Genomic DNA, 25,694 nt, shown 5'->3' with positions numbered 1-25,694 from the left:
TTCTCACTGGCTATTGGGTCGGCTGTTGCAGCATCCGGCAAGGGTTCGTGGGTCCTAAAGGATAGCTGAGTATTGTCCTTGGATTTCAATGGCATGATGGCCCAAAATACCAGTGTTGGTTCGCAGGCCAGCGATATCTTGCGATCGATCGCCAAGGGCAAGCGAATATCTTTCGTATCGGGCAACTTCAATGTTGTACATCCCGGTCACCTGCGACTGTTCAAGTTCGCGCGAGAGCTCGGCGACGTGCTGGTTGTTGGCGTGAACGCTGATGGCGCCCCAGGTGTTACGCTGCCGATGGAGTTGCGTCTCGAGAACGTCAATTCGATTTCGCGTGTCGATCACGTCGTGCCGCTTGGCACGTCGCCTGAGGTCTTCATTGCAGCCCTAAAGCCCGACTTCGTCGTCAAGGGCAAGGAATTCGAACTCAAAGACAATCCCGAAAAGTCGGCTGTCGAAACCTATGGCGGTCATCTCGTATTTAGTTCGGGCGAGTTGCGATTCTCGTCGCTGTCGCTACTCGAACGCGACTATTCAGAGCCGAATCTGTCGGCGGTCCGCAAGCCGCGAGACTTTCCGTTCCGCTATTCGTTCGATATGCAGGATTTGCGTTCGACGCTTGCCAAGTTCGCCGGACTTCGGGTTCTGGTGATCGGTGACCTGATTGTCGATGACTACATCACCTGCGATGCGCTGGGCATGTCACAGGAAGATCCGACGATCGTCGTTACGCCGATCGAGACAAAGACATTCGTGGGCGGTGCGGGCGTGGTGGCCGCACATGCTCGCGGCATGGGCGCAGACGTGCGGTATTGCTCCGTCGTCGGTGACGACGATGCTGCTCGATACGCGACCGATCAGCTCTTGCGTCAGGGGGTGGCACTCGATCAGTTCGTCGATGTCAGTCGTCCGACCACGCGCAAGCAACGCTTCCGTGCATTGAACAAGACACTTTTGCGCGTCAACCACTTGCGGCAGCATCCGGTCAGCCACGAAATCCAAGAGCAGATGCTTGCGTCAGTCGAGGCCGCCTTGCCTCATACGGATCTCATCCTTTTCGCCTGCTTTAACTACGGTTGCCTGCCTCAAGCACTGGTGGAAGCGATCAGCGAGCGGGCGCTCGCGCGATCCGTCATGATGGCGGCGGACAGCCAAGCATCATCGCAACTGGCCGATATCTCCCGCTTCCGGAATATGACGCTGATTACGCCGACCGAACGCGAGGCCCGGCTTGCGCTCAACGACTTCGAGTCGGGCCTCGCGGTGATTAGCGAACGGCTGCATAGCAAGGCTTTTGCCAAGAACCTAGTCATCACGCTGGGTGCCGAAGGCATGCTGATCAACGTCAAGAATGACGGGGAGTTCCGCACCGATCGATTGCCGGCCTTCAATGTTTCGCCAAAAGACGTCGCTGGTGCAGGCGACAGCTTCTTCACCAGCGCGTCGATGGCGCTCTGCGCCGGCGCGGATGTCTGGCAGAGTTCTTATCTCGGCGCCATGGCAGCCGCGCTGCAGGTATCCCGAGTGGGCAACACGCCGCTCAACACCAGTGAGCTGGTTGCTGAAATCGACGACGTGCGCTTTGACGTGTCTGAGCACGTCTGAGGGGAGCTCATATGCGGGCGCTTCTTCTGGCGGCGGGCATCGGTAGTCGACTGCGGCCCATTACAGACACGGTGCCGAAGTGCTTGGTCCAGATTCAGGGGCGACCCTTGCTCGACTATTGGCTCGACCTTGTTTTCCATGGTGGCATCGAGCGCGTACTTCTCAATACTCACTGGCTGGCGCCGCAGGTGCAAGCACATGTCATGGCGTCGCCGTGGGCGGATCGGATTGACCAGGTCTACGAAGAGACGTTGCTGGGCACGGGAGGAACCGTGCTGGCCAATCGTGACTGGTTTCAGAACCAGAGTTTCCTGCTGGCACATGCGGACAATTTAACCGATTTCGATGTGGCTGGCCTCATCGCCGCGCATGAGGGAAGGCCAGCGGGGCATGCCATCACGATGCTGGGCTTCCGGACAGACGATCCTAGTTCCTGTGGTATCCTGGAACTCGATCGACAGAATACAGTCCTTGCCTTTCATGAGAAGGTCGCCAATCCGCCCGGCAATTTGGCCAACGGTGCGGTTTACATCTTCGAACCGGAGGTGATCGACGCCATAGCGGTTCTTGAGCGCCCGGTCGTTGATCTCTCGACTGAGATTATCCCCAACTATCTGGGCCGTATTCTGTGTGTAGAAACCGATGGTTATCACCGGGATATTGGTAATCCGGAAAGCTTGCGTCGAGCCAATTCTGAGTTTAAGCAGAAGCCGTTCAAGGGGCCCGCTGGCGCGTTGCGCTGAGCCCGTTGTGGTAGGGCTTCTCCGCGGGGCTAAGCCGTCCCCGGATCGAAAGCGCAAGCATCACCATTTCGAAGCTAGGGATCGCACGAATGAAAGTGTTTTTGACGGGTGCCTGCGGCTACAAAGGATCTGTGCTCGTTCCGAAGCTCCTGAAGGCCGGTCATCAGGTCGTGGCCTTCGATATTCAGTGGTTCGGCAATTTCCTCGATCCGCATCCTGACCTCACGGTGGTGCAGGGCGACGTTCGCAATCCCGACGAGATTGATCTGACGGGTGTCGATGCGATTATCCATCTGTCCAGCGTTGCCAACGATCCGTGCGGTGATCTCGATCCGAAGCTCACCTGGGAGATCAGCTGTCTCGCCACGATGCAGCTCGCCGATCGCGCTCAGCGCCACGGCATCAAGCGCTTCATATACGCGTCATCGGGTAGCGTGTATGGCGTGAAGGAAGAAGAGCAGGTCACCGAGGATCTCGAACTGCTGCCTATCTCTGAATACAATAAAACCAAGATGTGTGGCGAGCGTATCGTGTTGTCCTACAAGGATGACATGGTTGTACAGATCGTGCGTCCCGCCACCGTGTGCGGTTACTCTCCGCGCCAGCGTCTCGACGTCTCCGTCAACATGTTGACGATGCAGGCGCTGATGAATGGCAAGATCACGGTGTTCGGTGGCGACCAGACTCGCCCGAACATTCACATCGATGACATCACCGATCTGTATCTCTTCCTGCTCGATCATCCCGAACATACCGGCATCTTCAACGCAGGCTTCGAGAACATCACCATTCTCGATATCGCCAACATGGTCGCCAAGCACATCAAGACGGAGATCGTGGTGACACCGTCGAATGATCCGCGCAGCTACCGCGTTAACTCGGATCGCTTGCTTGCCACGGGCTTCCGGCCGAAGAAGACCGTCGAGGATGCGATCAAGGAAATTATGGGCATGTACTCGCAGGGACAGCTCAAGAATGAAGATCGCTGGTATAACCTGAAGTGGATGGAGCGAGGCTTCGCCAAATGAACGCGCTGCCGTTTCCGACACCAGCCAAGCTGTTTAGCGACTATTCAAAGAGGCTCAACGTCGCGCTTGAGACGTTCGACTGGACGCCGGTCGAGAAGCTTGCCTATGAGCTGCGCGACTGCTGGCAGACTGGCCGGCAGGTGTTCTTCGTTGGAAACGGCGGTAGCGGCGGCAACGCCAATCATCTCGCTAATGACTTTCTCTATGCGCTGTCGAAGACGCCGGGCTCCGGCCTGCGCGCGCATTCGTTGGTCGCGAATCCCTCGGTCCTTACCTGTCTTGCCAATGACGAGGGCTACGATCAGGTGTTCTCGCTGCAGCTCGCCGTGATGGCGCGCAAGGGCGACGTGCTGATCGCGTTTTCCGGTTCGGGCAATTCTCCCAATATCGTTCGTGCGATCGAGGAAGCAAAGAAGATCGGCATGACCAGCTATGCCGTGCTCGGCTTCTCCGGAGGCAAGTGCAAGGAACTGGCCGACGTTCCGATACACTTTGCGATCAACGACATGCAGATCGCAGAAGATGCGCAGGTCATTATCGGACATATGCTGATGCAGTGGCTGCATCCGCAGCGTGGCGATATTACGCCAGCGAAGAATTAAAGATCGAGCACGATGGCATCTGAAAAATATCTGATCCTGGGGTCGAACTCGTTTTCCGGAGCGAGTTTCGCCGATTTTCTGGCTGCGGCCGGTCACGACGTGATCGCCACCAGCCGTTCGCGGGAACCGCATGACGCGCTGTTACCCTACAAATGGGAGAAACGGCCGGGCAAGGTGCGTTTCGAAAAGATCGATCTCAATCACGATCTCGATGCGCTGAAGGTGCTGCTAAATCGCGAGCGCCCTACCCATGTAGTTAATTTCGCAGCGCAAAGCATGGTCGGCGAAAGCTGGATCAATCCCGATCACTGGATGATGACCAACGTCGTCTCCGCAGTGCGGCTGCACGATCTGCTGCGCAACTATGACGGCCTCGATCGCTACGTTCACGTCACCACGCCGGAAGCCTACGGCTCGACGGAGGGTTGGGTACGCGAGGACACGCCGTTCAATCCGTCGACGCCCTATGCGGTGTCGCGTGCGGCCAGCGACATGAGCCTGCGGACCTATTTTGCGAATTATCAGTTCCCGGTGGTGTTCACCCGTGCGGCTAACGTCTATGGCCCCGGCCAGCAGCTCTATCGCATCATTCCGCGCACCATTGTCGCGGCCATGGGCGGGCAGAAATTGAAGCTCGACGGCGGCGGCAAGTCGGTCCGCGTGTTCATCCACATGACCGACGTGTCGGACGCCACAGTGCGGATCGGTCGAAGCGGCACGCTCGGCGATACCTATCACATCTCGGGTTATGAGCTGGTGTCAATCCGCGGGCTGGTCGAGATGATCCTCAAGCGGCTCGGCAAGTCGTTCGATGAATGCGTCGAGCTCGGTCCGGAGCGTCCCGGCAAGGACACCGCCTATACGCTCGACAGCTTCAAGCTGCGCACCGAGCTCGGCTGGCGTGACACCGTTTCGCTTGAGCAGGGTGTCGATGAGGTGATCCGCTGGGCCGAGCGTTTCGGTCCCGAGATCGCCAAGCTGCCGACGAAGTACGAACACAAGCCGTGATGGGCGAGTCCTTGAGGATGATGCGCCGCTTGCGGCGCAAGGGGAGAGCATTATGAACGTTGCAGTTCGCAAGACCTCGGCCAAGACGCCGGATGTCGCTGCGCTGAAGAAGCAGGCAGCGGTTCTCCGCGGCAAGGTCATCGAGATGTCGCATGCCGCGCAGGCTGCGCATCTGGCGTCGTCGCTGTCATGCGCCGACGTGCTGGCCGCCGCTTACTGGCATGTGCTGGATATTGATCCGTCCAAGCCGGCCGATCCGCTCCGCGATCGCTTCATCCTATCGAAGGGCCATGCTGCGGCGGCGTTGTTTGCAACGCTTGCGATGAAGGGCTACTTCCCGATGGAAGAGCTCGCGACCTATTGCCAGGACGGCGGCCGTCTGGCGGAGCATCCCCCGGCCAACCTGCTGCCCGGCGTTGAAGCTGCGACCGGTTCGCTCGGCCACGGCCTTCCGCTCGGCTGCGGCATGGCGTTGTCCGGCCGTATCAAAGGCGAGGCCTTTAACGTCTACGCGCTGCTGTCCGACGGCGAGAACAACGAAGGTTCGGTGTGGGAAGCTGCGATGTTCGCCGCTGCCCAAAAGCTCGAAAACGTCTGCGTCATCGTCGACTACAACAAGTGGCAGGCGACGGCGCGCTCCAACGAAACGCTAATGCTGGCCCCGCTGCGCGACAAGTGGGCGGCATTCGGCTGGGACGCCCATGAGATCGACGGCCACGACGTCGGTGCACTTGCTGAGGCGATGCAGAACATCCCGAACGGTTCGGGCAAACCCGTCGCGTTGATCGCCCACACCGTCAAGGGCAAGGGTGTGTCATTTATGGAAGACGACAACAACTGGCACTACCGCGCTCCGACCGCAGACGAAGTCGTGAAGGCGCACAAGGAGCTTGGCCTCGTATGAGAAACGCATTCGCAGACGAACTCACCAAGCTTGGCAATGAAGACCCGCGCGTCGTCATGTTGTCCGGTGACATCGGCAACCGCCTGTTCGACAAGTTTAAGGATAAGCATCCGTCGCGCTTCTTCAATTGCGGTGTCGCTGAAGCCAACATGATGGGGGTCGCTGCCGGTATGGCAATGAACGGCCTGCGCCCGGTCGCCTATACGATCACGCCATTCGTCACCACGCGTTGCCTCGAGCAGATCCGTACCGACGTATGCTATCATGAAGCGCCGGTTACCATCGTCGCCGTGGGGGCAGGCTTGGCCTATGCCGGTCTTGGCCCGACGCACCACGCTTGCGAAGACATCTCGTTCCTACGCTCGATCCCGAACATGGTCGTAATCTGCCCGGGCGATGCGCATGAAGTGCGCGGCGCGCTGCGTGCGGCGATGAAGCAGGATCAACCGGTCTATATCCGCATGGGCAAGAAGGGTGAGCCTGTGGTGCATGCCGGCCCGGTCGCGGATTTCGAGATAGGCAAGGCCATCACCATCGTCGAGGGCACCGATGTCTGCCTGCTCTCGACTGGCAATATGCTGCCTGAAGTCGTCGAGGCCGCACACAAGCTGAAAGAGCAGCGCATCAGCGCCAAGGTCGTCAGCTTCCACACTGTGAAACCGCTCGACGAAGCCTGCCTCAAGGACGCTTTCGGCAAGTTCAAGCTGGTCGCGACTATCGAAGAACATTCGCTGATCGGCGGCTTTGGTGCCGCTGTGTCAGAATGGTTGGCCGATACGGCAACTGCACCGAAGAAGTTCCTGCGCTTCGGTACGCCGGATGCATTCTTCAAGAAGTCCGGTGAGCAGGAATATGCGCGCGAGATGCTTGGCCTTTCCGCACACCAGATCGCCGACAAGATCGCTCACGCTCTCTAATCGAGTCACACATGAAAACCGAAGCAGCGCTCCTCGTCCAGACCGGCCAACCTCTCGTGCTGGCGGAAATCGAAATTCCGGCGCTGAAGCCCGGCCAAGTATTGGTTGAAGTCGCGTTCTCAGGCGCCTGTGGCACGCAGGTGATGGAATGGCGCGGCGACAAGGGCGAGGACAAGTGGGTCCCGCATTGCCTCGGTCATGAAGGCACCGGCACGGTTCTCGAAACCGGCAGTGCCGTCACCAAAGTGAAGGCCGGCGACAAGGTTGTACTGTCCTGGATCAAGGGTACCGGCATTGAGGCTGGCGGCACTGTCTATGACTGGGACGGCAAGAAGGTGAACTCCGGTGGCGTGACCACCTTCCAGCGCCACGCGCTGGTCAGCGAGAACCGCTTGACGCTGCTCCCTGAGGGCCTGTCGATGGAAGTGGCAGTGTTGCTCGGCTGTGCAGCTCCGACCGGCATGGGCGCCGTCTATAACGTGCTGAAGGTTCAGCCCGGTGATTCCGTTGCCGTGTTCGGCACCGGAGGCATCGGTCTCAACGCGTTGATGGCGGCCGCACTGGCCGGCGCGATGCCGGTGATCGGCATCGATCCGAATCCAACCCGCCGCGCGCTCGCCAAGATCTACGGCGCCACCCATGTGATCGACCCGAACGAGGGTGATGTGATCGCTGCGATCAAGAAGATCATGCCGCAAGGTGTCGACCTCGCGGTTGAAGCCTCGGGCATGCCGACGGTGATGGAGCAGGCCGTGAATGCCACGCGCCAGCAGGGCGGCCGTGCGGTCGTCATCGGCAACGCCAAGCATGGCGCATCGCTTGCGCTCAATCCCGGCGTCTTCAACCAGGGCAAGAGCCTGCTCGGCACCTGGGGAGGCGACAGCGTGCCGGACCGCGATTACGGCCGTTTCGGCCGTCTGCTCGGCTCCAACCGCTTCCCGGTGCGCGACCTGCTATCGAAGCCATATTCGCTGGCGCAGGCCGATCAGGCGCTGCAGGACCTCGCCGATGGCAAGGTCGGCCGCCCCTTGATCGACATGTCGCTGCGCTAAGCGGGGCTGTATGCGGATCGGGATCGACTTCGACAACACCATCGCCTGCTACGACGGCGTGTTCTACGCCGCGGCGCTGGAAAAGGGGCTGATCCCGGCCGAACTCGGCCGCGACAAGAACAGCGTGCGCGATCATCTCAACGGCTCCGGCCGCAAGGATGATTTCACCGAGCTGCAGGGCTATGTCTACGGCGCCCGCATGGAGCTGGTGTCGCCCTATCCGGGCTTTGCCGACTTCGTCCGTGCGGCGCTCAACGCCGGCCATACGCTATCCATCGTCAGCCACAAGACCAGGCATCCGATCCTCGGGCCGAAGCACGACATGCATGCGGCGGCGCGCGGCTTTCTGGAAGCGCGAGGCTTGATGGGCACAAGCGAGGGGCAGATCAACCCCGCCAATGTGTTCTTCGAGCTCACCAAGGAAGACAAGGTCGCTCGCGCCGCGTCGCTCGGCTGCGAGGTGTTCGTGGACGACCTGCCCGAAATCCTGGCGATGTCGGGCTTCCCGGATGGTATGCGCCGCGTGCTGTTCGACCCGGAAAGCCAGTTTGCCGGACGCGAGGTTGCCGGTGTTGAACGTCTGACGTCATGGGCCGCCATTGCCGCGGATTTGAACCGTGAGCGGAACTGAACCCGCGATCGATTCTGAACTGCTGGTGGTTGCACGGCGGCTCGCCTCCGATGCCGGACGGGCAGAGCCCGTCGGTCTGTCACGCCTGGCGGGAGGCAAGAACAATCAGGTGTTTCGCGCCGAGATGGCGCAGGGCGCGCCACTGGTGCTGAAACGCTACTTTAGCGATCCCCGGGATACGCGCGATCGCTTGGGTGCGGAGTGGGGGTTTCTGACCCATGCGTGGTCACGCGGCGTCCGCAGCGTGCCGGAGCCGCTGGCGAGTGAGCCTGCGTCGCAGACCGGTCTCTACAGCCTCGTTCCCGGCCGCAAGCTCGCGGCGCAGGAATTGACCATTGCGCATGTCGATGCGGCCGTGGATTTCGTTCTCGCCGTCAATGCCGCGCCGCGTGATCCCATGGCGCTGAAGCCGGGCTCCGAAGCCTGTTTCAGTCTCGCCGAGCATCTTGATACGGTTGAGCGCCGCGTGGTGCGCCTGCAGACGCTCGACGCCGACGCTCCGCATACCGAAGAGGCCAAGGACTTCGTAGCAGGCACCCTGCAGCCGCTCTGGACCGCCGTCCGCCGGCGGATCGCGGATGCCGCGCAGAGCGTGAACCTGCCGCTGGATCGCGCGCTGACGCTGCCAGAATGCTGCCTGTCGCCGTCGGATTTCGGTTTCCACAATGCGCTGGCGGACGCCGCCGGACGACTGACCTTTCTCGATTTCGAATATGCTGGGCGGGACGATCCGGCCAAGCTCGCATCGGATTTTTTCTGCCAGCCGGAAGTACCGGTGCCGACCAGTTTTCACACGCATTTCGCGACACGATTGGCCGATGGTCTTGATCTGGATGAAACCGGTCGCGTGCGCTGCCAGATCCTGCTTGATGCCTATCGCATCAAGTGGACCTGCATCATCCTGAACGACTTCTTGCCATTGGGGGCTGCGCGCCGTGCCTTCGCCGACACCGGCGCCTGGGCCACGCGCTGCGCAACTCAGCTGGCCAAAGCCCAAGCCAAAGTCGCCGGCCTTGCGGCCTGATCAACATTCACCCCTGAGGAGACAATATGGCCCTTCGCGAATTCGTCAGTCTGGTTCACAAATCCACCAAGCGCGATTACGTCGCTCGCGTCACCCAGCGTGACAAGGCCGACGTCGCCGAGATGGCGATCAAGTTCGATTTCGACTACTGGGACGGCAGCCGCGAGACCGGCTATGGCGGCTACAAGTATGATGGCCGCTGGCGCAAGGTCGCCGATGCGATGGTCGAAGCCTATGGCATCAAGCCTGGCATGCGCATCCTCGACGTCGGTTCGGGCAAGGGGTTTATCCTGCATGATTTCCTGGAAAGCGTGCCCGGTGTCGAAGTCGCTGGCATCGACGTGTCCACCTACGGCGTCGAGCACACGATGGAAGACGTCAAGCCGTTCTGTCAGGTCGGCACCGCGTCGAAGCTGCCTTATCCGGATAAGCACTTCGATCTCGTGATCTCGATCAACACGCTGCACAATCTCTACAATTACGACCTCTATGCAGCCTTCAAGGAAATCGAGCGCGTGTCGCGCGGCGCGAAGTATATCTGCGTCGAGGGCTATCGCAACGAGCGCGAGAAGGTGAACCTGATGTACTGGCAGCTGACCTGCCGCGCCTTTCACACGCCGGAAGAATGGGACTTCGTGTTCAAGCAGACCGGTTATACCGGTGATCACGAATTTATCTTTTTTGAATGAGAACAGAGTCTAACAATAACAGGGCGGGCCGGTTCATATTCCACGAGCCGGCCCGTTTGCTTTGATATTCGGTCGACAGCGACTCAGATCAGTCCGGCAAGCCGCGCTTTCAGGACAGGCGCCAGCGTAAATGAATCAGCGATCTCGTTGCGGTTGATCATCGCTCCCAGTTCGGCAACCTCTACCAGCCGATAGCCGGAAATGCCTTCCTGCAACGGCGAAACGCCGGGCGCAGTGATTTCGGCGAAGAACAGAGAGACGAAGCCACTGATCAGCGCAGTCGAGCCGTGGACCTCACCAAGCGGCACCAGTCGCACCGCTCACCTCTGGTCGATCCCACTTCGCGGCAACTGCGGGCGAAAAATGGTGTAAATGCGCTAGCAGAATCAAAAAGTTGCCATTGCACGGCGTCTGCTACTTGAGCGCATTTCGATTTGTGGCAGACTGGGGCAGGGTTAATTTGAAGCATCAATTGTCGGGATTTCAGGACAACTCGTTTGTGCCATTATGCTGCTCTCGCGAAAGCGCGGCGAAACGTTGTTCCATGTAGCGGAGAGAGTCGTTTTCTCATGACCGGTTCACTTTCACCTTCAGGTCAGGCCGCTGTACCACAAGAGTCGTTTCCGTCATGCCGTCTTTGCGGCCAGCTATGGCGCGGAGCGCCGCTGAAGTTAGGCCATTTGCCCGTGTGCAACCGGTTTACAGCCATCGCAGTCCCGCCAGATCTTCATGATCTCGCACTGGATCAGTGCGGCGCCTGCGGATTGGTTCAGTTGAGGACGCTGCCATCGATTCCGTCTGTCGTGCCGACGCTGCCCTGGATCTCCTATCGCGAGCCGGATGGGCATCTGGACAGTGTTGCCGCAAATCTTGTCGGCCGTTTTCCGTCGCAAGTCGTTTCGGCGTTTGGGTTCGGTCCGTTTGAAAAGCCGTTGTTTGATCGGCTCGCGGCGCATGGCGTGCAAACCGAACTGGTTGACGTGCGGCCTCGTGACAGTATCGCAGGCAGCTATCCTTATCTGGAAACCTGGCAGCGCGGATTGACGCACGCCGGGCTTAACCAGATCGCAAAAAAGCATGGCCGTGCCGACATTGTCACTTGCCGTTACCTAATCGAACATTGCCATGATCCCGTGGCTGCGTTGCGGGGTCTTGGCGGTTTCCTGCGGCCGGACGGGCTGCTGCTCGTCGAGCTTCCCGACAGTAGCAAATTCCTTGCGACGAAGGATTACTGCTTCCTGTGGGAAGAGCATGTCAGCTACTTTACCGAGCCAACGCTGCGCCAATTGGCCGCAAAAGCGGGCTTCCAATTGGTGGAGTTGATGCGTTTCGAGGGCCGGCTCGAAGATGCCTTCGTCATGTTGCTGCGGCCCGCTTCGGAGGAACTGCCGATCGCCGCGGCCGACGCCTCCGAGCAGCAGGTCTTTGTCCGGTACCGTGCGGGCTACGAACAGGCCCGTGCTAGCGTAAGCTCCATGTTCGGACCTCCTAGGTCAAGGGAGGACCGCGTGGCCCTATTCGGCCTCGGTCATCAGGCCATCATGTTTACCAATGCCATGGGTATTTCGTCCTCAATCGCAGCCGCGGTTGATGACGATGTCAATAAGAGAGGGCTGTTTGCGCCCGGTTTTTCCGTTCCGGTCACGACGTCAGCCGAACTTGCCGGCAATTGCCAGATACAGATCTGCCTTCTTGCGGTGAACCCCGGGGTCGAGCATAAGATCAAGGAGGAGAAACTGGCGCCGCTCGTCGCGCGCGGAGTCAAGTTTCATTCCATTTTTGCCGGTGTTCCCGGCTCCATCCTGTTGGACCTTCCGCCATGGCGTTAGTACAGAAATCCCCGGAAGTCTTTTCCACTGAAGGCTCCATCGCGACGGTTGGCGCCGCCGATATCGAGACTTTGCGCAACGCGGTTGTTAAGACGTCGAAACGGCGCGCGCGCATCAATGCCCATCCCGGCAGCGACGATAACCTGCACGAGATGATCATCGCGATCGAGCCGGGATCCTACATCCGGCCGCACAAGCATCCCGGCAAGAGCGAAGCGTTCCATATCATCGAAGGCGCGGTGGATATCGTCGTGTTCGACGATGCCGGCGAAATCGACCAGATTGTCTCCTTAGCTGCGAAGGGCGGGGAGGCGCCATTTTACTACCGGATGTCGAAACCACATTATCATACGCTGATCATCCGCTCAGAGCTTCTGGTCGTTCATGAGATTACAAACGGCCCGTTCCGTCCGGAAGGGACCGTGTTTGCGACTTTCGCGCCCGAAGAGGGCGACCTCGAAGCTGTTAATGCGTTTCAGGCCATGTTGGTGGATCGCGTAGCCTCGTTTCAGAGCGCCGTTCGATGAGCGTAGCCCATGCCGTCGTGGTCGGCGGCTCGCGCGGTCTCGGGCTGGTGGTCGTGGAGCGGTTTCTGGCGCGCGGTTGTACCGTCACGGTGCTGTCGCGGCGACCTTCGGATCGCCATGTTGATAACGACAAAGTTCGCCATGTCGCGATCGACCTTGAAGCACCTGATGGTGTGGACGGGGTCTGGGAGAAGGTTGTAGGTGGGGCCGGTCCGATCAGCTATCTGGTGCTGTGCCAGCGCTTCCGTGGCCTGGGCGATCCGTGGAATGGCGAGATCCAGGTCGGGCTGAACGCGTCCCGGGCGTTGATTGAGGGGTTTAAGGAACACTTCGTCGATGCCGGCGACCGGGCTATTGGCGTTGTTAGCTCGGTCTATGCCGAATTCACTGGTAGTTCGCAGCCCGTCGGCTACCACGTGGTCAAGGCTGGTCTCAATGGTATGGTTCGTTTCTATGCTGCGGCCCTCGGGCGTCGAGGAATTCGTGTCAACGCGGTCATGCCGCTGTCCTACATCAAGGACGAGGCCCGCCCGTTTTATCAATCGAAAACCGATTTGCTCGCCATCTACGACCAGTTCGTTCCGCTTCGCCGAATGGGCGAGGCCGACGATTCTGCCAACGCTCTCGATTTCCTCTGCAGCGCCAAAGCCGGCTTCATCAACGGTCAAAGCCTTTTCGTCGATGGCGGCGTGTCTGTGGTGTGGCCGGAAGAGGTGGCGAAGAGCTTCAAAGGCTTGTAAATTCTCCATTTTGGGCTAAACGGGGAAAATGCGGGACCCACTACCGGATCCTGTAACAGACATCTTATTCGGATCGCTTTTCTATGAAACATGTGACGCGCAAGTCAGTCTGCCGGTTGTGCGGTTGCTCGTCATTTGACCACGTTTTGCCGATTTTGCCTTCAGCGATCGGCGATGCATTCGTACCGGAGAGCATGCTCGGCGAAGAGCAGGGCGTATATCCGCTGGATTGCTATCTTTGCCGCGAATGCGGGCATCTGCAGAATCTTGATGTCGTCGATCCGGATATCTTGTTCCGCGAATACACCTACAAGACTTCGGTCTCTCTCGGTCTCGTCGAACACTTCCGCAAATATGCGAACTCTGTTGTCGGCACGCTCGGCATTCCGAAGGACAGCCTCGTCGTAGAGATCGGCAGCAATGACGGTTCGCTGCTGAAGGCGTTCAGGGCCGAAAGCATGCGTGTGCAGGGTATCGATCCAGCACGCGACATTGCTGCCGGTGCGAGCGCCGAAGGCGTGCCCACCATTCCGGATTTCTTCAGCAGCAAGATCGCCGAAAAGATCAAGGCCGAGCAGGGCCCCGCGATGCTGTTCTGCGCCAACAACGTGTTTGCGCATATCGACAACATGCAGGACATCGTCACTGGCATCCGGACGCTGCTGGCACCCGATGGCGCCTTCGTATTCGAGGTGTCCTATATCGTCGATATGATCGATAACATGGTGTTCGACACGATCTATCACGAGCATGTCTCGCACCACGCGCTGATTCCGCTGGAGAAGTTCTTCAACCGTCTCGACATGACGCTGTTCGACGTGATGCGCACCGGCACCAAGGGCGGTTCGATCCGCGCTTTCGCGCAGCCGCTGTCCACCGGTAAGCGTCCTAAGTCGAAGCAGCTGAAGGCTTTGATCGCCGAGGAAGAGCGCCGAGAGATCGTCAAGCCGAAAATCTACGAGGACTGGTTTAATGCCATTGAGGCGCGCAAGCAGGAGACACTCTCGATAGTGGATGCGGCTATTGCCGAAGGCAAAACCGTCGTAGCCTATGGTGCGTCTACAACAACCACCACGTTGCTGTACCATTTCGAGCTGGAATCGCGGATCAAGTACATTGTCGATGACAACGTGCTCAAGCAGGGCATGTTCAGTCCCGGTGCCCACATTCCGGTGCTGCCGTCGAGGGAGTTGATGGCCCGCAAGCCGGATATCGTGGTGGTTCTGGCTTGGATCTATGCCGAGCCTATCCTGAAGCGGAATCAGAACTTCCTCGATCAAGGCGGCGAGTTCCTTTTGCCGTTGCCGACCACGCAACTCATCGGCAAATCATCCTGATTGCATAGAGTCGCGCCCTGTTTTACTGCAGCGACGAGCGGTACCGAGGGACGCATGCAGGTTGAACGAAGCGAGGTTGGCCGCAGGCCATATCTGGACGGTCTCAGAGGCGTTGCCGCGTGCATGGTGTTCTTTGATCACTTGACGCTCGCGTTGCTGCCGTCGCTCATCACCTTTGCTCCCAATGAAGCGCATTTTGCCGCCGAGCGGCCGATCGCAATGCTGCCAATAGGCTGGATCTGGAACGGCTCCTTCGCGGTCTGCATCTTTTTTGTGTTGAGCGGCTATGTGTTGTCCGAATTCTGCTCACGTGCGCGAATCGGGCTGGCTGCGCAGATCGCCCGTCGCTATGTCAGGTTGGCGCTTCCGATGGTCCTGACCTCGGCGCTTGCCTTCGCGATCATGGCCTTGGGCCTCTACAAAAATCTCGATGCCGGCCTGCAGGTGACCAAGAGCGGCTGGCTCATCATGTGGTACAGAGCATTCGTGCCAAACCTACTCGACGTGATCAAAGAATCGTTGCTCGATGCCTTCATCAATGGCAGCGCCCACTACAATTCAAACCTCTGGACTATGAAGATCGAACTAGTCGGTTCCATCTGTGTTTTTCTGATCTTTTTTATTTTCAAATCGCCGAGCCGCAGGGCAGGTGCCGCGCTAACGCTGGCGATCATCACCTTCAGAAGCTACTATTTGCTCTTCGCGCTCGGGGTGATCTATTATTTCATGGAAGCGCGAATACGAGCGAATATCGCGAGAGTCTCGCTCCTGCCGTGGCTAAAGGAGACTCTGGCGCTGGTCTTGTGCATCACCGGGCTCTATTTAGGGGCGTTTCCGGCAACGCCGCCGGATGTAATACCGACTTGGCACTGGTTTTTGCCCCGTGGCGTTTCGGCGACGGACTGGCATATGGTGGGCGCCGCGCTGCTGGTTGCCGGTGTGTTATTTTGCTCAATCGCGCAAAGCGGGCTTGGCGGGCGCTTCGGGGCCTATCTTGGCCGGATCTCGTTTGTGCTGTATCTCGTGCATTTGCCGCTCATCTGCAGCTTTGCGTCCTGGTCGGTTGTCGGCATGTCGGGGCTGCCATATGCGGTTAATATAGTCGTTACAGCGTTCTTGACGGGCGCACTGGTATTTGGAACTTCGACGATACTTTATCTTTATGTTGATATTTACACGACCTCGCTGTCCCGCTTGGCTGGCCGCTTGGTCGATCAGTGGGTAGTGGGTGTCTGCGTTCATTTCCCTCGACGTGAGTTAGGTAGCAGGGTTCGCACTCAATGAAATTCGTTCGACGGCTGCGATCCGGACTGATGCGTCATGGCGCAATGCGCAGGCGTAAGATCGTCGTTCTCGGATTGTCGATTATCAACCGGATACTAGGGCTTCTGCCGCTCAAAGTTTCATTTTTTCTTCTGATAGTTCTGGAAGTTCTCAGAGTGAAGGCGCGGCGCGGCGTCCTGTTGGCCTTTCGTCCCATTGTTGCGCAAACGATGCAAAATGATCCCAGCTTCCGATTTGCGACGAATGCCTATCGTAGTCTCGAAGCACCATGTGCCAGAGTTCTCTACGGCACGGGAGCCTATCGCGAGGCGTCCGAGTTCATTATAAAGAGGGGGCTTTCTATTGGTCGTGGCGATATGAGTGCTATCTTGGCCCGATCGTTTTTTGAGCTCGGAGAGTTCGAAGAAGCGCGCAGCGCGATTGCAGCCACATGGTCGGCCCTCCTGCTTGATTTCGATCCATCATTGGCTGCGTTCAAGGCAAAGCTGGATTTGATTGCCGGTGATGAGGCTGAAGCCGAGAAAAATCTCGCTCGCTGTGTTGCGAAAGAACGCTACCTGTGCCCGCACCAGAATATCGCCGCACGTTATCCTGAGAAATACGCCGCCACTGCGATCGATCGTGACGGCGGCGTCGAGGCGCGGGTGTTCGATGCCTGCAATCTAGCTGGTCAGCGGGTCACGCATGTCGGGGCTGGCCACCTCGGTGCTGGCTTGTTCGCACGCGCGTTGAAGGCGCAGGAAAATCTGCGGACGAAGTTCCCGATGATCTCGCCGTCACTGCAAACGTTTTTAGCCGAACGCAACATCGTGCTGTCCGATTTACGGATCATCCCGATCGAATGGTTCACGCAGATCGGGCATCTCGGGATGCTCGATATGCAAATGCGAATGCGCCAGCTTGGATGGTGGACAGGAACGACAGTTTTCCTCGTGACGCCATCGTCGGTTGCCAATGCCGCACTCTTCCGGCTTTTTGAGGATTTTGGTCTGGTGCTCACGCCGGGCGGAAGCATTCCGCTGCCGCTGGCGCGAGAGTTGTTTTCACTGCAGCGTTGGAGCGGAATGTCTTTCAATGCCTTCAAGCTTCCTAGCGGCGAAGTGGTTCCGTGGCAGGAAGCCGGCGCTCTGATGATCCGGCAATGGGAGAAGGAAGGGCGTCCGTATCCGTTGCGCGAGGAACTCGATCGGGGGGCTAGCGCGTCCATTATAATTCGCCGCAGCATGGACATGCTGCGCGAGAAATGGGGCATGAAGCCCGACGACTGGTATGTTTGTCTGCATCTGCGCGATGCCGCTCACTACGGTGAACTCTCGGGTACGGGGCAGACGCACCGCAATTCGAAGGTGTCCAGCTATGTCGCTGCCATTCAGTACGTCACGGATCAGGGAGGCTGGGTGATCAAGCTCGGTGGCCCGAAATCGCCGAAGCTTCCGATGATGAAGAACGTGATCGACTACGCGCGCGATGGTGCGCGTTCGGAGGTCGCCGATCTAGATCTCATCCGGCATGCGAAGCTGTTTATCGGGACGACTTCCGGATTGACCAATGTCGCTGTCAGTTTTGGCATACCCTGCGCTCTGGTGAATTGCATCACGACAGATGCCCAGCTCTGGGGAGATCGTGTCCGCTTTGCTCTGAAGCAGATTCAGCTTCGCGAGGGCTCTGTGATCACGCAGCGCGAGCTCACCACGATGCCCTGGCGATGGCGGGTGTTCGATGCGGAGGTGCTTGGGCGTTTCGGTGCTGTCCCTCAAAACAATACGAGCGACGAAATTCTGGAGACCGTCAAGGAAGCGCTGGCGCTGGCCCAGGGAAAGAGTGCCGAATACCTGGCGCGCATACCCGACAGCGAGGCCTTGCTTGATCGCTGGGAAAAGCAACTCGGGATGCCCCATTTTTACGGGAACGGGCTCCCCAGCCGGTATTTCCTGCAGAAGCATCAGGCGCAATTTCTGCTGGATTAGCCTGACGCACATTATTGCGTCGTGGCTCCGCTGCCAAGCCGGATGAGCGCCTGAATTCTAGTTGTTTCAAAGGCTTGGTGAGGAGCTGAGGTCGGTTGCTCCGGTCGGTGGAGTTAGATATGGTCCGCTCGCTTCGCTGTCTTGGCCGTTGCCAGATCAATGGACGCCGTTCTTGCGAGAGGCCGCTCGGCAGCGCTTCTTCTCACGCAAGCCAACCCTCAGAGCTCGAAATGCCCAAGATTGTCGTTGAGAATATTTCGATCGAGTTCCCCATCGTTCCGCCGTCGTCCCGGTCGTTTCGGAACGTCGCGGTAAGGGCTGCGTCGCGCATCGGAGGCAACGTGTCGGACAACAAAGGCGCGCTGCAGCTGGTGAGGGCGCTGGACAATATCAGCTTCACGCTGAAAGACGGTGATCGGCTTGCTTTGCTCGGAGGCAACGGCGCGGGCAAGACAACGTTGATCCGAGTCCTTGCCGGCATCTACGAGCCGACCCATGGCGTCATGAAGATCCAAGGCACGCGTGTCCCGATGTTCGACATCGGTCTTGGCCTCGATGAAGAAGCGTCTGGTTACGAAAACATCTCCGTGCGCGGTCTCATTCTGGGCCTGAGCCCGGCGCAAATTCGTGAGCGGATTCAGGATATCGCGGATTACAGCGAACTCGGGCCGTATCTGAAACTGCCGATCCGCACCTATTCCTCCGGCATGCTGCTGCGTCTCGTGTTTGCCATTGCGGTATCGCTTGAAGGCGACATCGTGCTGATGGACGAGTGGATCGCAGTCGGCGATGCCAGCTTCCGCAAGAAGACGCACGAACGTTTGACTGACATCACGACGCGTTCGAACATTGTCGTTCTTGCGTCTCATGACCAGAATCTGCTGAGGAGCACCTGCAATCTCGGCCTGCATCTTGAAGGCGGCCGCGTGATCCGCTTCGGGGCGATCGACGAGGTCCTGGATGGCTGGCAGAACGACCAACTGGCTCAGGAAGTCGTACCAGTGGCGCATTGATTTCGTCGCGCATGGGATCGCCGGCTGCAACTAGCGGCGATTGCGAAACAGCTTTCGCAATGCCCACAGACTGCCGCCAGCGGCAAGGCCTCCGGCAAGCCCGGCGGCGAGCAACGGAAGATTCGGAGGTATCTGTGCGGCTGTGTTTTCGAGTGGATGCGGCAACTTCGTCTGCGCCACGCATGCGGCAGCAAAGACTCCGGCAGCAAGACCCACGCCGATATGCGAGGTCAGCGACAACGGCTGTTCAGTTCTGGCTGCGGCGGTCGGAAACTCATTTGTACTCATGCGTCACGTCCGGCTTTGGCGTAGGGCTGTTTTGACGATGGCGTCCGACTCAACTTCATCTGGTTCGACTGCATCTGCTTCAACATCATCTGGCGCAAGGCGCTGCTCGATGACAGTCGCGGTGCCGAATTACAATCACGCTGCCTATCTCGAACAATCGCTGTCGAGCATCGTAGCACAGTCGCTTCAGCCCGATCGAGTCATCATTGTCGACGATGCCTCGACCGATGACAGCCTGCGTGTCATCGCCCCTTTTCTCGTGCAAAATCCACACTGGCAACTGCTGCGCAACGAGGTCAACCGTGGTGTGGTCTACGGGCAGAACCGCGTACTGGCCGTAACCGAGACCGAATGGATCAGCTATCTCGGTGCGGACGATGTGCTGCATCCCCGCTATGTGGAGACCATGCTAGGCCTCGCGGAACGTGAACCCGAGGCTGGTCTGGTCTGTGCCTGCGCCGAGCAATTTGGGATCGCGCGCACCTTGCGTCCCATCGTCCTGCCGCGAACGACCGAGGGTTTCGTTGGGCCGGATGAGTACCGGCAGTTGCTTACGACCGCCGACAACTTCTTTCTTGGAACGGTATCGACCTATCGGTGCAACGCGGTGCGTGCATTGGGTGGCTTTGATCGCGAACTCGGCTCGTTTTCCGATGCGATGCTTGCACGACAGCTTTCCGTCCGCCACGGCTTTGGCTTTACGCCGCGTGTTCTCGGCTATTGGCGCATGCACGGCGATAACTACTCGATGACCATGTCGATGAGTGCCGTTGCTCTCGGCGAAAAAGCGGCACGGGCACGTGCCATGCTGGAGGCCGAGCCGGCTGGTCTGTTTCCACAGGGCTATGCGGAATTGCTCGATCGTCGACAACGATTCGGCGGGGCGCGTCTCGTCGTCATGGCGCGCAGTCTCACGAATGCGCTTCGGGCCAGGCAGATCGCGGCGCTGCTTCATATGGGTAGCCTCGAACAGATGTGGCTGCAGGCGATGCTGTCGGCCGGCCGGATCGGCACAGCGGCGACGCTGGCCTGGCTGACACTGCGCTTCAAGCCAATGTCGCCGTTGTTATTGCTGACACAGATGCGCGCACGGCGCGCGATTGCCGATCAGGTGGATTTCAGGCCGTGACCCGCATCTTGCCCGGAGCAGGCCACATTCGTCGTTTCCTCGCGCAGCGCGCGCCAGCGGCTGTCGCGCCAGAGGCTCCGGCGCCGATCGCAGCCGATCAGACCACGGGCGCCGCCAAAGCGGCCAGGCCGAACCTTGTGATGCGCCTGGCCTTCTTCCTGTATGGCTTTCTGCTGCGTCACCGCCGCCGTTTCAATCGCTTTGCTGGCACGATGTCGCGCCGGGCGACGCCGCTGACGGCAGCGATCGGTCCGAAACTGTTGCGGTTTGCCGATGCGCAGATCGCGGCGGGACACGACCGCCTCGCGATGGCCGCGCTGCTTGCCGTCGAGGTTGGCGCCGTGATTGCGATCCAGGTTCATCTCGCGGCAAGTCACAAGGTCAGCGCAGTGCGGATGGCCCGGATCCTCAATGCACTGTTCAGGAACAGGGTTCGGGCGCGCAAGGGGCTTGCCTCAAGTGCCTATTTCGCAACGCTGTCGTATTGCGGCCTCTACGACCGCATATGCGCCGAGATCAGGACGCCCGAGATGATCGAGAACGACGCGTTGAATTTCTCGGTCGGCGTTGCGCATATGTATCGCCGGCATGATCGCGAGGCGTGCTTCTTCCTGAAGCGGGCAACGAGGTCGGGCACGGCGCAGGCAGACCGCAAGCTCGGCTGCGTTCATATTCTGGCCGGGCGTTTCGACGATGCTGCAAAGTGCTTCGCGAGCTCCGTCGCGCGCGAGCCGAATTCGGTGATGGCGCACCAGAACTATGCCGGCTTCTACGACCATGCGGCCTATCAGCCCGGCACTTGGGAACTCGACAATGCCGGCGAGTTGCTGATCTACGACAACTTTATGCAGCTCGCCGAGAGCTTCTATCATCAAGGTAGATTTGACGACGCGTTCGATTGCTATCGCCACGCACTGCGATGCCAAGCGCGTTTCGCAGAACGCTGGCCGCTGCCCATGGCACTGTGCGACCGCATCGCTGCATCATGTCCCGCATTTGATCCGAAGCTGCCGGTTCGGCTGCTTGGCTATGAATGGGTGACGCTGGTTGGCCATTTCGGTTTTCTCGATTCCTATCAGCTGATGGCGCAGCTCGGCATGATTGGTAAGGCGAACTATGTGCTGCTTGCACCGCCGGCGAAGGTCGCCAATGCGACGCTGCTCAAATTGTTCGAACCGCGATTCTGCATCATTCGCAACATGGCGCTGATCGACGATCTGCTGCCCTATCAGCGATCGATTGGCGACCAGTTCATGGCGTTCGCGGCACCTGACGGGTCTGCAGAACCGTGGCCGCATGCAGCGGCGCGCGCTCACATCGCGGCCACATCCGGTGCGAATATGCCGCTGGTTGAGATGTCGCCGGAAGACAAGGCGCGCGGCCATCAGCTGCTGCGCGAGGCTGGCATACCCGAAGGCGCCTGGATCGTCGGCATTCATATCCGCGAGGGTGGGTTTCATGGCGATGGCGCCGGGTCGACGCGCCAGCATCGCTCGGCGGATATCGCCTCATATCTGCCGGCCGTTCAGGAAATCACCTCCCGTGGTGGCTGGGTGATCCGGCTCGGTGACAAGTCGATGTCGCCATTCCCGGTGATGCCGCAGGTGTTCGATTATGCAATGAGCGAGATCAAGTCGCCGCAAATGGACATCTTGCTTCTGGCCGCAGTTGATCTTTTTATCGGCACGACGTCAGGCCTGACCAGCGCGGCTCAGATATTCCGCAAGCCGATGCTGCTGGTGAACTGCATCTCCAACGATTGCCAGTACTGGACCGACAGGACGAGCTTCACGGTCAAGCAAGCATTCGACCTGCGAGGTGGGGGCTATCTGTCCTTGCGGCACACCTACAGCCAGCCAACGCAGGGATGGCTCATCGACGGTGAGGTCATGCAGCGCCACGGTCTCGATGTCCATGCTAATGGCGCGGAAGATCTGAGGGCGGCGGTTGCAGAAAAGCTGGACCTGATGCGCTCATCCGTGTCGCCGCCGGACCGGGACGAATGGATGGCGCGTTACCGCGCCGCGCTAGTGGATAATCCCTGCATGTTCGGGGCAGCGACACCGTCCATCAGCTTCCTGCGTGCGCATCCGGAACTGCTGCCTTAGGCAGCAGTGGGTGCGATTGGATCGATGGTGCGCATCGGTGTCGGGCGTTACGTCCAGAACACCACACGAGTTCGGTAGCGCGAGTAGACGAAGGTCGCGAGCAGCGAGCAAATCACCACGAAGGCCAAGGCGATCAGCCAGTCGATAGGCGGCACCGGCTGCGACATGATCGGGTTACGCGTGACTGCGAGCAGATATCCGATAGGGTTCAGCGCGACCACGAGTTCTCCGCCCTTGAGCTGCGACGGCATCCAGATGATCGGCGAGATGAAGAACAGCAGTTGAAGAATCGATGCGATGATCGGCGGGACGTCGCGAAAGCGGACGCAGACCATTGATACCAGCAGCGATGCGCAGGCGGTGAATACATAGATGATCGCAAAGCCGACGATGGCGAACACGAACGCGAAGCTGATCTTCCAAGGAAACACCAGCCAGACCAGGGGCACAATGGCGATGTTGTGCAGAAAGATGATGAAGTTTCGCTGCACCATGCGCATCACGTGAATCACGATCGGCATGTTCACGGCTTTGATCATGCCGCCGGCATTGATCATAGTCTGGCAGGACTCACCGACACTCGACGAAATAAAGTTCCAGACCGTCATGCTTATGACGAAGTGGGGCAGATAGTCGTGCATGTTCGCGCCCAGAAAGTTTCCCGAGACGAGGCCCATGATGAGCGCTGTGATACCGTTGGTTGCGGTGATCCACCACGGACCGAGGAAGGTGCGCCGATATTTGGAGCGGATGTCGCCATAGGCCAATTCGCGCCATGTCACGCTTCGGCTGAATATCGGGTTGATGTCGCCCCAGGCTTTCGCCCAGGAAAATCGCCCCATTCGCTGGTTTGACGAAACCACTTCCCAGTCGGTCGAGGAACTCATTGAAAACCTTTGATTTTACAGCCGTCACGGTTGGCGCAAGGATCGGTGGCGCGACAAATGCGGACCGACGCTGGCGCTGTGTGCACCAAAAAATCCCGCATGTCACGGCACCTGTGAGGCGTGTTTCATGATCTATTTTGAGATCCGAAAAGTGAGGAATTACGGCGGCGCGACCGGCATTCTGGTCGGTCCACGTAGGCCCGTTTGAGGTTCGTATGCGTCTCTGCAAGCCTTGCACGGCAACCGCAATCATCGCGGTGATCAGTTTTCGGTCTCAAGACTGGATTAGAGCGCGGCCCATCGCTCGATCATCATCTGGGGTAGTTCAAGGAGTTCAGACGCACTAAATTCGTCTAGCTCCAAGAACCCTGCGGCAAAGCAAATAACTTGAGACGATTGCCAATACCCACAATGCCAAAATCGGCAAGACTCTTTTCCGAATCAAGATCAGTTCCTCGTCGTTGACGACAGCCATGTTTCCAGCCTAGCGAAATTCCATCTCTGGTTGAAATCTAAAATGGTTAGTTGCGTATTTGATCATGCAACTTTGGAAATTCTCTAGCACGCGCTACCGGTCGGCGAATAGGTGTTATAATACGGCAAACGCTGCCGGCGAGGCCGACAACCGTGGCGATGGCGACCAGCGCGATCTTGCGCCCGAAGGGCTTGCAAGGGCCATGGAACTGGTGATGAAGAAAGGGCGCAGCACAAAGGGATGGGCGAGATAGATCGAGTATGAGGCGGCGCCGAGCCACCTTGGCGATCCAAAACTCGCGCCGAACTCCTGTTGTTTCGATCAATATCGCGCTGGCGACGCAGGCCTGGCTGGCAGGCCGAACGCCCGCGGCCGCGGGACGCTGAATGGCAGCATACCTACGAAAACAACAACCGAAGCGTTCGTAGTACCTGCACCTGCAAAGACGGGCAGTCGCAGCCGCTGGCGCGCAGGAATGATGCCCGCGAATACGCCGCCGAGAAATTCCAGCATGATGGGATCGCTATAGGTTTTTGCGATCACGCCTTGAGGCTCGCCGATCCGCCCGGTGATCACCAGGCCCAGGATGGCAACGGACACGGTCATGAGACGCAGGATCGGGTTCCGCAGCAAGCAGGCACAGGCCGAAGATCAGATAGAAGAACATCTTGCAGTTCAGCGTCCAGCCCAGCGAATAGACCGGAACGGTCAAGCCCGCCGGACTTGTCGCGGGAACGACAGGAACGAGGAGATGACGAACCAGGCCGACATTTCGGTATGGAAAACTTGGGACGGAATGACGACCGCGGCAGCGATAAACGCGATCGTGGCCAGCCAGTACTATGGCGCGATCCGGATCAGGCGTGCGCGCCGGAAAGTCAAGGGCGTCGTGAATTTTTTCGACGCAGTTGTCACTCACATGATGACGCCGGAAGCCACGACGAAGACGTCCACACCGACCTGCGCGAAGCCGACAGGATAGAGGCTCGCCAGCAACGGGTGCGCGAAGGCATGATGAAGCCCGATCAGGGAAGCCGCAAAGCCGTGCAGATATTGGATGGTGAGAAGGCGTAATGCAGCGCTCCGTTTCGGTCACCATCATCGCACATCACCAGCGGCAGGTGCAAATCCATCGCAGTGCGGCCGTTTCAAACTTGCGATTTGGATCGATTAAGTTAGGTTTGCGCGATTTTGCCCCTGCCTATTATGTCAGTACCGACGGAGTGTACCGGTGTCCGAACCGCTTGAAACGAAAACCACAACGGCGACGCCGGCACCTCCGCCGACGGCGATCGAGATATTCCTGATGAAGGTGATGATCCTCACCGCAGCGGCGGTCGTGTTCTTCTACGCGGTGGCCTATATCACGGACTCATTCGTGTCCAAGCGTCTTGAAGGGCTACAGGCTTTGAAGGGCGGCAAGGCGTTCTGGAGCAGTGTCGAGAACAAACTCTACAGCGTTGCCGATGCGCCCGAAATGCCGCCGGACCGCAAAGCCAAAATCCTCGAGTCGATCAAGAAAATATCAGATCGCTACCGTCCTTATCTCGAGGCCGCCGGCGTCGCCACTCCTGCCAGCAGGTAATCGGCATCGAATGTTGTTGAACGACTGCCACCGTATCTCTTTGCAGTGCGAGATGGTCGCCAGATCCTCGGTTGACCCTGGTAGATCATGCCGTCTGCAATCAGCAGATGGGCGACGAACGCCGCCGCTGGTTCGCCGCTGTTCCAGCCACGGTCAATCGCGAGGTTGAAAAAAGCTAACGGACCGGCAGCCTAGCGTGGGGCTTGGGCGGAAAGATTGGAATTGCACGATGCGGCGAACGTAGCCACGCGGGCTGATCATCGAGCATGAGCCTCTCCAAGGTCAAGTGTGGCAACACTTGCCCTGCGGTTTTCTGTATGTC

Annotated in this window: 26 protein-coding genes; 22 read left to right on the top strand and 4 right to left on the bottom strand. The window is 58.9% G+C overall.

Features of this window, described 5'->3' with window-relative positions; all coding sequences use genetic code 11:
* Positions 1–96 precede the first annotated feature (96 nt).
* The 11 genes from AB8A23_RS24945 (at position 97) to AB8A23_RS24895 (ending at position 10,203) form a co-directional block, all read left to right on the top strand.
* A complete protein-coding gene (locus AB8A23_RS24945) occupies positions 97–1,605 on the top strand; it encodes a PfkB family carbohydrate kinase (protein WP_439060459.1) in 1,509 nt (502 codons plus the stop codon).
* An 11-nt stretch (positions 1,606–1,616) separates the two neighbouring features.
* A complete protein-coding gene (locus AB8A23_RS24940) occupies positions 1,617–2,348 on the top strand; it encodes a nucleotidyltransferase family protein (protein WP_439057798.1) in 732 nt (243 codons plus the stop codon).
* Between the two features lie 89 nt (positions 2,349–2,437).
* A complete protein-coding gene (locus AB8A23_RS24935) occupies positions 2,438–3,376 on the top strand; it encodes an NAD-dependent epimerase/dehydratase family protein (RefSeq protein ID WP_120290580.1) in 939 nt (312 codons plus the stop codon).
* Positions 3,373–3,978, top strand: coding sequence for an SIS domain-containing protein (locus AB8A23_RS24930; RefSeq protein WP_309946359.1), 606 nt, complete (start codon positions 3,373–3,375; stop codon positions 3,976–3,978). Before AB8A23_RS24935 ends, AB8A23_RS24930 begins: the two co-directional genes overlap by 4 nt.
* 12 nt (positions 3,979–3,990) lie before the next feature.
* Positions 3,991–4,986, top strand: a complete 996-nt coding sequence (locus AB8A23_RS24925; RefSeq protein ID WP_439057799.1) for an NAD-dependent epimerase/dehydratase family protein — start codon at positions 3,991–3,993, stop codon at positions 4,984–4,986.
* A gap of 52 nt (positions 4,987–5,038) precedes the next feature.
* A complete protein-coding gene (locus tag AB8A23_RS24920) occupies positions 5,039–5,890 on the top strand; it encodes a transketolase (protein ID WP_439057800.1) in 852 nt (283 codons plus the stop codon).
* On the top strand, positions 5,887–6,807 hold the full coding sequence (locus AB8A23_RS24915) for a transketolase family protein (RefSeq protein WP_439057801.1): 921 nt from the start codon (positions 5,887–5,889) through the stop codon (positions 6,805–6,807). Before AB8A23_RS24920 ends, AB8A23_RS24915 begins: the two co-directional genes overlap by 4 nt.
* 11 nt (positions 6,808–6,818) lie before the next feature.
* A complete protein-coding gene (locus tag AB8A23_RS24910; protein ID WP_439057802.1) occupies positions 6,819–7,859 on the top strand; it encodes a zinc-binding dehydrogenase in 1,041 nt (346 codons plus the stop codon).
* A 10-nt stretch (positions 7,860–7,869) separates the two neighbouring features.
* Positions 7,870–8,490: a hypothetical protein gene (locus AB8A23_RS24905; protein ID WP_439057803.1), complete on the top strand. Its 621-nt coding sequence runs from the start codon at positions 7,870–7,872 to the stop codon at positions 8,488–8,490.
* Positions 8,477–9,514, top strand: a complete 1,038-nt coding sequence (locus tag AB8A23_RS24900) for an aminoglycoside phosphotransferase family protein (RefSeq protein WP_439057804.1) — start codon at positions 8,477–8,479, stop codon at positions 9,512–9,514. The genes AB8A23_RS24905 and AB8A23_RS24900 overlap by 14 nt, the downstream gene beginning before the upstream one ends.
* 26 nt (positions 9,515–9,540) lie before the next feature.
* Complete coding sequence (locus tag AB8A23_RS24895; protein WP_184515009.1) at positions 9,541–10,203, top strand: class I SAM-dependent methyltransferase; 663 nt, start codon at positions 9,541–9,543, stop codon at positions 10,201–10,203.
* Positions 10,204–10,286: 83 nt separating this feature from the next.
* On the opposite strand, the gene AB8A23_RS24890 is transcribed toward AB8A23_RS24895, so the two are convergent.
* On the bottom strand, positions 10,287–10,520 hold the full coding sequence (locus AB8A23_RS24890) for a hypothetical protein (RefSeq protein WP_439057805.1): 234 nt from the start codon (positions 10,518–10,520) through the stop codon (positions 10,287–10,289).
* 252 nt (positions 10,521–10,772) lie between these two features.
* Here AB8A23_RS24890 and AB8A23_RS24885 point away from each other — a divergent pair, with 252 nt between their 5' ends.
* From AB8A23_RS24885 to AB8A23_RS24855, 7 genes are all read left to right on the top strand, one after another.
* On the top strand, positions 10,773–12,032 hold the full coding sequence (locus AB8A23_RS24885; RefSeq protein WP_439057806.1) for a methyltransferase domain-containing protein: 1,260 nt from the start codon (positions 10,773–10,775) through the stop codon (positions 12,030–12,032).
* The gene (locus AB8A23_RS24880) at positions 12,023–12,559 is read left to right on the top strand and encodes a WbuC family cupin fold metalloprotein (RefSeq protein WP_439057807.1); all 537 of its coding nucleotides are present in this window, start codon (positions 12,023–12,025) and stop codon (positions 12,557–12,559) included. Before AB8A23_RS24885 ends, AB8A23_RS24880 begins: the two co-directional genes overlap by 10 nt.
* A complete protein-coding gene (locus AB8A23_RS24875; protein ID WP_439057808.1) occupies positions 12,556–13,299 on the top strand; it encodes an SDR family NAD(P)-dependent oxidoreductase in 744 nt (247 codons plus the stop codon). The genes AB8A23_RS24880 and AB8A23_RS24875 overlap by 4 nt, the downstream gene beginning before the upstream one ends.
* Positions 13,300–13,382: 83 nt before the next feature.
* Positions 13,383–14,636 (top strand): methyltransferase domain-containing protein, encoded by a 1,254-nt coding sequence (locus tag AB8A23_RS24870; protein ID WP_439057809.1) that lies wholly within the window; start codon positions 13,383–13,385, stop codon positions 14,634–14,636.
* A gap of 54 nt (positions 14,637–14,690) precedes the next feature.
* The gene (locus tag AB8A23_RS24865) at positions 14,691–15,920 is read left to right on the top strand and encodes an acyltransferase family protein (RefSeq protein ID WP_439057810.1); all 1,230 of its coding nucleotides are present in this window, start codon (positions 14,691–14,693) and stop codon (positions 15,918–15,920) included.
* Entirely contained in the window at positions 15,917–17,887 is a 1,971-nt protein-coding gene (locus AB8A23_RS24860) for a TIGR04372 family glycosyltransferase (RefSeq protein WP_439057811.1), read from the top strand. Before AB8A23_RS24865 ends, AB8A23_RS24860 begins: the two co-directional genes overlap by 4 nt.
* Positions 17,888–18,117: 230 nt before the next feature.
* On the top strand, positions 18,118–18,900 hold the full coding sequence (locus tag AB8A23_RS24855) for an ABC transporter ATP-binding protein (protein WP_439057812.1): 783 nt from the start codon (positions 18,118–18,120) through the stop codon (positions 18,898–18,900).
* A gap of 30 nt (positions 18,901–18,930) precedes the next feature.
* Here AB8A23_RS24855 and AB8A23_RS24850 read toward each other — a convergent pair whose 3' ends face one another.
* Complete coding sequence (locus AB8A23_RS24850) at positions 18,931–19,188, bottom strand: hypothetical protein (RefSeq protein WP_439057813.1); 258 nt, start codon at positions 19,186–19,188, stop codon at positions 18,931–18,933.
* Between the two features lie 109 nt (positions 19,189–19,297).
* Between AB8A23_RS24850 and AB8A23_RS24845 the strand changes: the two genes are divergently transcribed.
* The gene (locus AB8A23_RS24845) at positions 19,298–20,317 is read left to right on the top strand and encodes a glycosyltransferase family A protein (protein ID WP_439057814.1); all 1,020 of its coding nucleotides are present in this window, start codon (positions 19,298–19,300) and stop codon (positions 20,315–20,317) included.
* On the top strand, positions 20,314–22,425 hold the full coding sequence (locus AB8A23_RS24840) for a TIGR04372 family glycosyltransferase (protein WP_439057815.1): 2,112 nt from the start codon (positions 20,314–20,316) through the stop codon (positions 22,423–22,425). The genes AB8A23_RS24845 and AB8A23_RS24840 overlap by 4 nt, the downstream gene beginning before the upstream one ends.
* A gap of 47 nt (positions 22,426–22,472) precedes the next feature.
* On the opposite strand, the gene AB8A23_RS24835 is transcribed toward AB8A23_RS24840, so the two are convergent.
* Positions 22,473–23,312 carry an ABC transporter permease gene (locus AB8A23_RS24835; protein WP_439057816.1) on the bottom strand — a complete coding sequence of 280 codons (840 nt, stop codon included), beginning with the start codon at positions 23,310–23,312 and terminating at the stop codon, positions 22,473–22,475.
* A 796-nt stretch (positions 23,313–24,108) separates the two neighbouring features.
* The gene (locus tag AB8A23_RS24830) at positions 24,109–24,393 is read right to left on the bottom strand and encodes a hypothetical protein (RefSeq protein WP_439057817.1); all 285 of its coding nucleotides are present in this window, start codon (positions 24,391–24,393) and stop codon (positions 24,109–24,111) included.
* Between the two features lie 171 nt (positions 24,394–24,564).
* Between AB8A23_RS24830 and AB8A23_RS24825 the strand changes: the two genes are divergently transcribed.
* Complete coding sequence (locus AB8A23_RS24825; RefSeq protein ID WP_439057818.1) at positions 24,565–24,861, top strand: hypothetical protein; 297 nt, start codon at positions 24,565–24,567, stop codon at positions 24,859–24,861.
* Positions 24,862–25,018: 157 nt separating this feature from the next.
* Positions 25,019–25,372: a hypothetical protein gene (locus AB8A23_RS24820; RefSeq protein WP_439057819.1), complete on the top strand. Its 354-nt coding sequence runs from the start codon at positions 25,019–25,021 to the stop codon at positions 25,370–25,372.
* The last annotated feature ends 322 nt before the right edge of the window (positions 25,373–25,694 follow it).

Origin of the sequence: Tardiphaga sp. 619_E2_N8_4 (genome assembly GCF_051810905.1) — a bacterium.
GTDB lineage: Bacteria > Pseudomonadota > Alphaproteobacteria > Rhizobiales > Xanthobacteraceae > Tardiphaga > Tardiphaga robiniae.
This window is presented reverse-complemented; position numbering and strand designations above follow the sequence as displayed.

What these genes read in the sequence shown, in the direction of transcription:
- AB8A23_RS24860 (WP_439057811.1), top strand. Translation starts at nt 15,917, where the DNA reads ATGAAATTCGTTCGACGGCTGCGATCCGGACTGATGCGTCATGGCGCA.
- AB8A23_RS24940 (WP_439057798.1), top strand. Translation starts at nt 1,617, where the DNA reads ATGCGGGCGCTTCTTCTGGCGGCGGGCATCGGTAGTCGACTGCGGCCC.
- AB8A23_RS24935 (WP_120290580.1), top strand. Translation starts at nt 2,438, where the DNA reads ATGAAAGTGTTTTTGACGGGTGCCTGCGGCTACAAAGGATCTGTGCTC.
- AB8A23_RS24835 (WP_439057816.1), bottom strand. Translation starts at nt 23,312, where the DNA reads ATGAGTTCCTCGACCGACTGGGAAGTGGTTTCGTCAAACCAGCGAATG.
- AB8A23_RS24905 (WP_439057803.1), top strand. Translation starts at nt 7,870, where the DNA reads ATGCGGATCGGGATCGACTTCGACAACACCATCGCCTGCTACGACGGC.
- AB8A23_RS24870 (WP_439057809.1), top strand. Translation starts at nt 13,383, where the DNA reads ATGAAACATGTGACGCGCAAGTCAGTCTGCCGGTTGTGCGGTTGCTCG.
- AB8A23_RS24895 (WP_184515009.1), top strand. Translation starts at nt 9,541, where the DNA reads ATGGCCCTTCGCGAATTCGTCAGTCTGGTTCACAAATCCACCAAGCGC.
- AB8A23_RS24855 (WP_439057812.1), top strand. Translation starts at nt 18,118, where the DNA reads ATGCCCAAGATTGTCGTTGAGAATATTTCGATCGAGTTCCCCATCGTT.
- AB8A23_RS24885 (WP_439057806.1), top strand. Translation starts at nt 10,773, where the DNA reads ATGACCGGTTCACTTTCACCTTCAGGTCAGGCCGCTGTACCACAAGAG.
- AB8A23_RS24865 (WP_439057810.1), top strand. Translation starts at nt 14,691, where the DNA reads ATGCAGGTTGAACGAAGCGAGGTTGGCCGCAGGCCATATCTGGACGGT.
- AB8A23_RS24845 (WP_439057814.1), top strand. Translation starts at nt 19,298, where the DNA reads ATGACAGTCGCGGTGCCGAATTACAATCACGCTGCCTATCTCGAACAA.
- AB8A23_RS24850 (WP_439057813.1), bottom strand. Translation starts at nt 19,188, where the DNA reads ATGAGTACAAATGAGTTTCCGACCGCCGCAGCCAGAACTGAACAGCCG.
- AB8A23_RS24875 (WP_439057808.1), top strand. Translation starts at nt 12,556, where the DNA reads ATGAGCGTAGCCCATGCCGTCGTGGTCGGCGGCTCGCGCGGTCTCGGG.
- AB8A23_RS24925 (WP_439057799.1), top strand. Translation starts at nt 3,991, where the DNA reads ATGGCATCTGAAAAATATCTGATCCTGGGGTCGAACTCGTTTTCCGGA.
- AB8A23_RS24910 (WP_439057802.1), top strand. Translation starts at nt 6,819, where the DNA reads ATGAAAACCGAAGCAGCGCTCCTCGTCCAGACCGGCCAACCTCTCGTG.
- AB8A23_RS24945 (WP_439060459.1), top strand. Translation starts at nt 97, where the DNA reads ATGGCCCAAAATACCAGTGTTGGTTCGCAGGCCAGCGATATCTTGCGA.
- AB8A23_RS24830 (WP_439057817.1), bottom strand. Translation starts at nt 24,393, where the DNA reads ATGACCGTGTCCGTTGCCATCCTGGGCCTGGTGATCACCGGGCGGATC.
- AB8A23_RS24880 (WP_439057807.1), top strand. Translation starts at nt 12,023, where the DNA reads ATGGCGTTAGTACAGAAATCCCCGGAAGTCTTTTCCACTGAAGGCTCC.
- AB8A23_RS24825 (WP_439057818.1), top strand. Translation starts at nt 24,565, where the DNA reads ATGGAAAACTTGGGACGGAATGACGACCGCGGCAGCGATAAACGCGAT.
- AB8A23_RS24915 (WP_439057801.1), top strand. Translation starts at nt 5,887, where the DNA reads ATGAGAAACGCATTCGCAGACGAACTCACCAAGCTTGGCAATGAAGAC.
- AB8A23_RS24920 (WP_439057800.1), top strand. Translation starts at nt 5,039, where the DNA reads ATGAACGTTGCAGTTCGCAAGACCTCGGCCAAGACGCCGGATGTCGCT.
- AB8A23_RS24930 (WP_309946359.1), top strand. Translation starts at nt 3,373, where the DNA reads ATGAACGCGCTGCCGTTTCCGACACCAGCCAAGCTGTTTAGCGACTAT.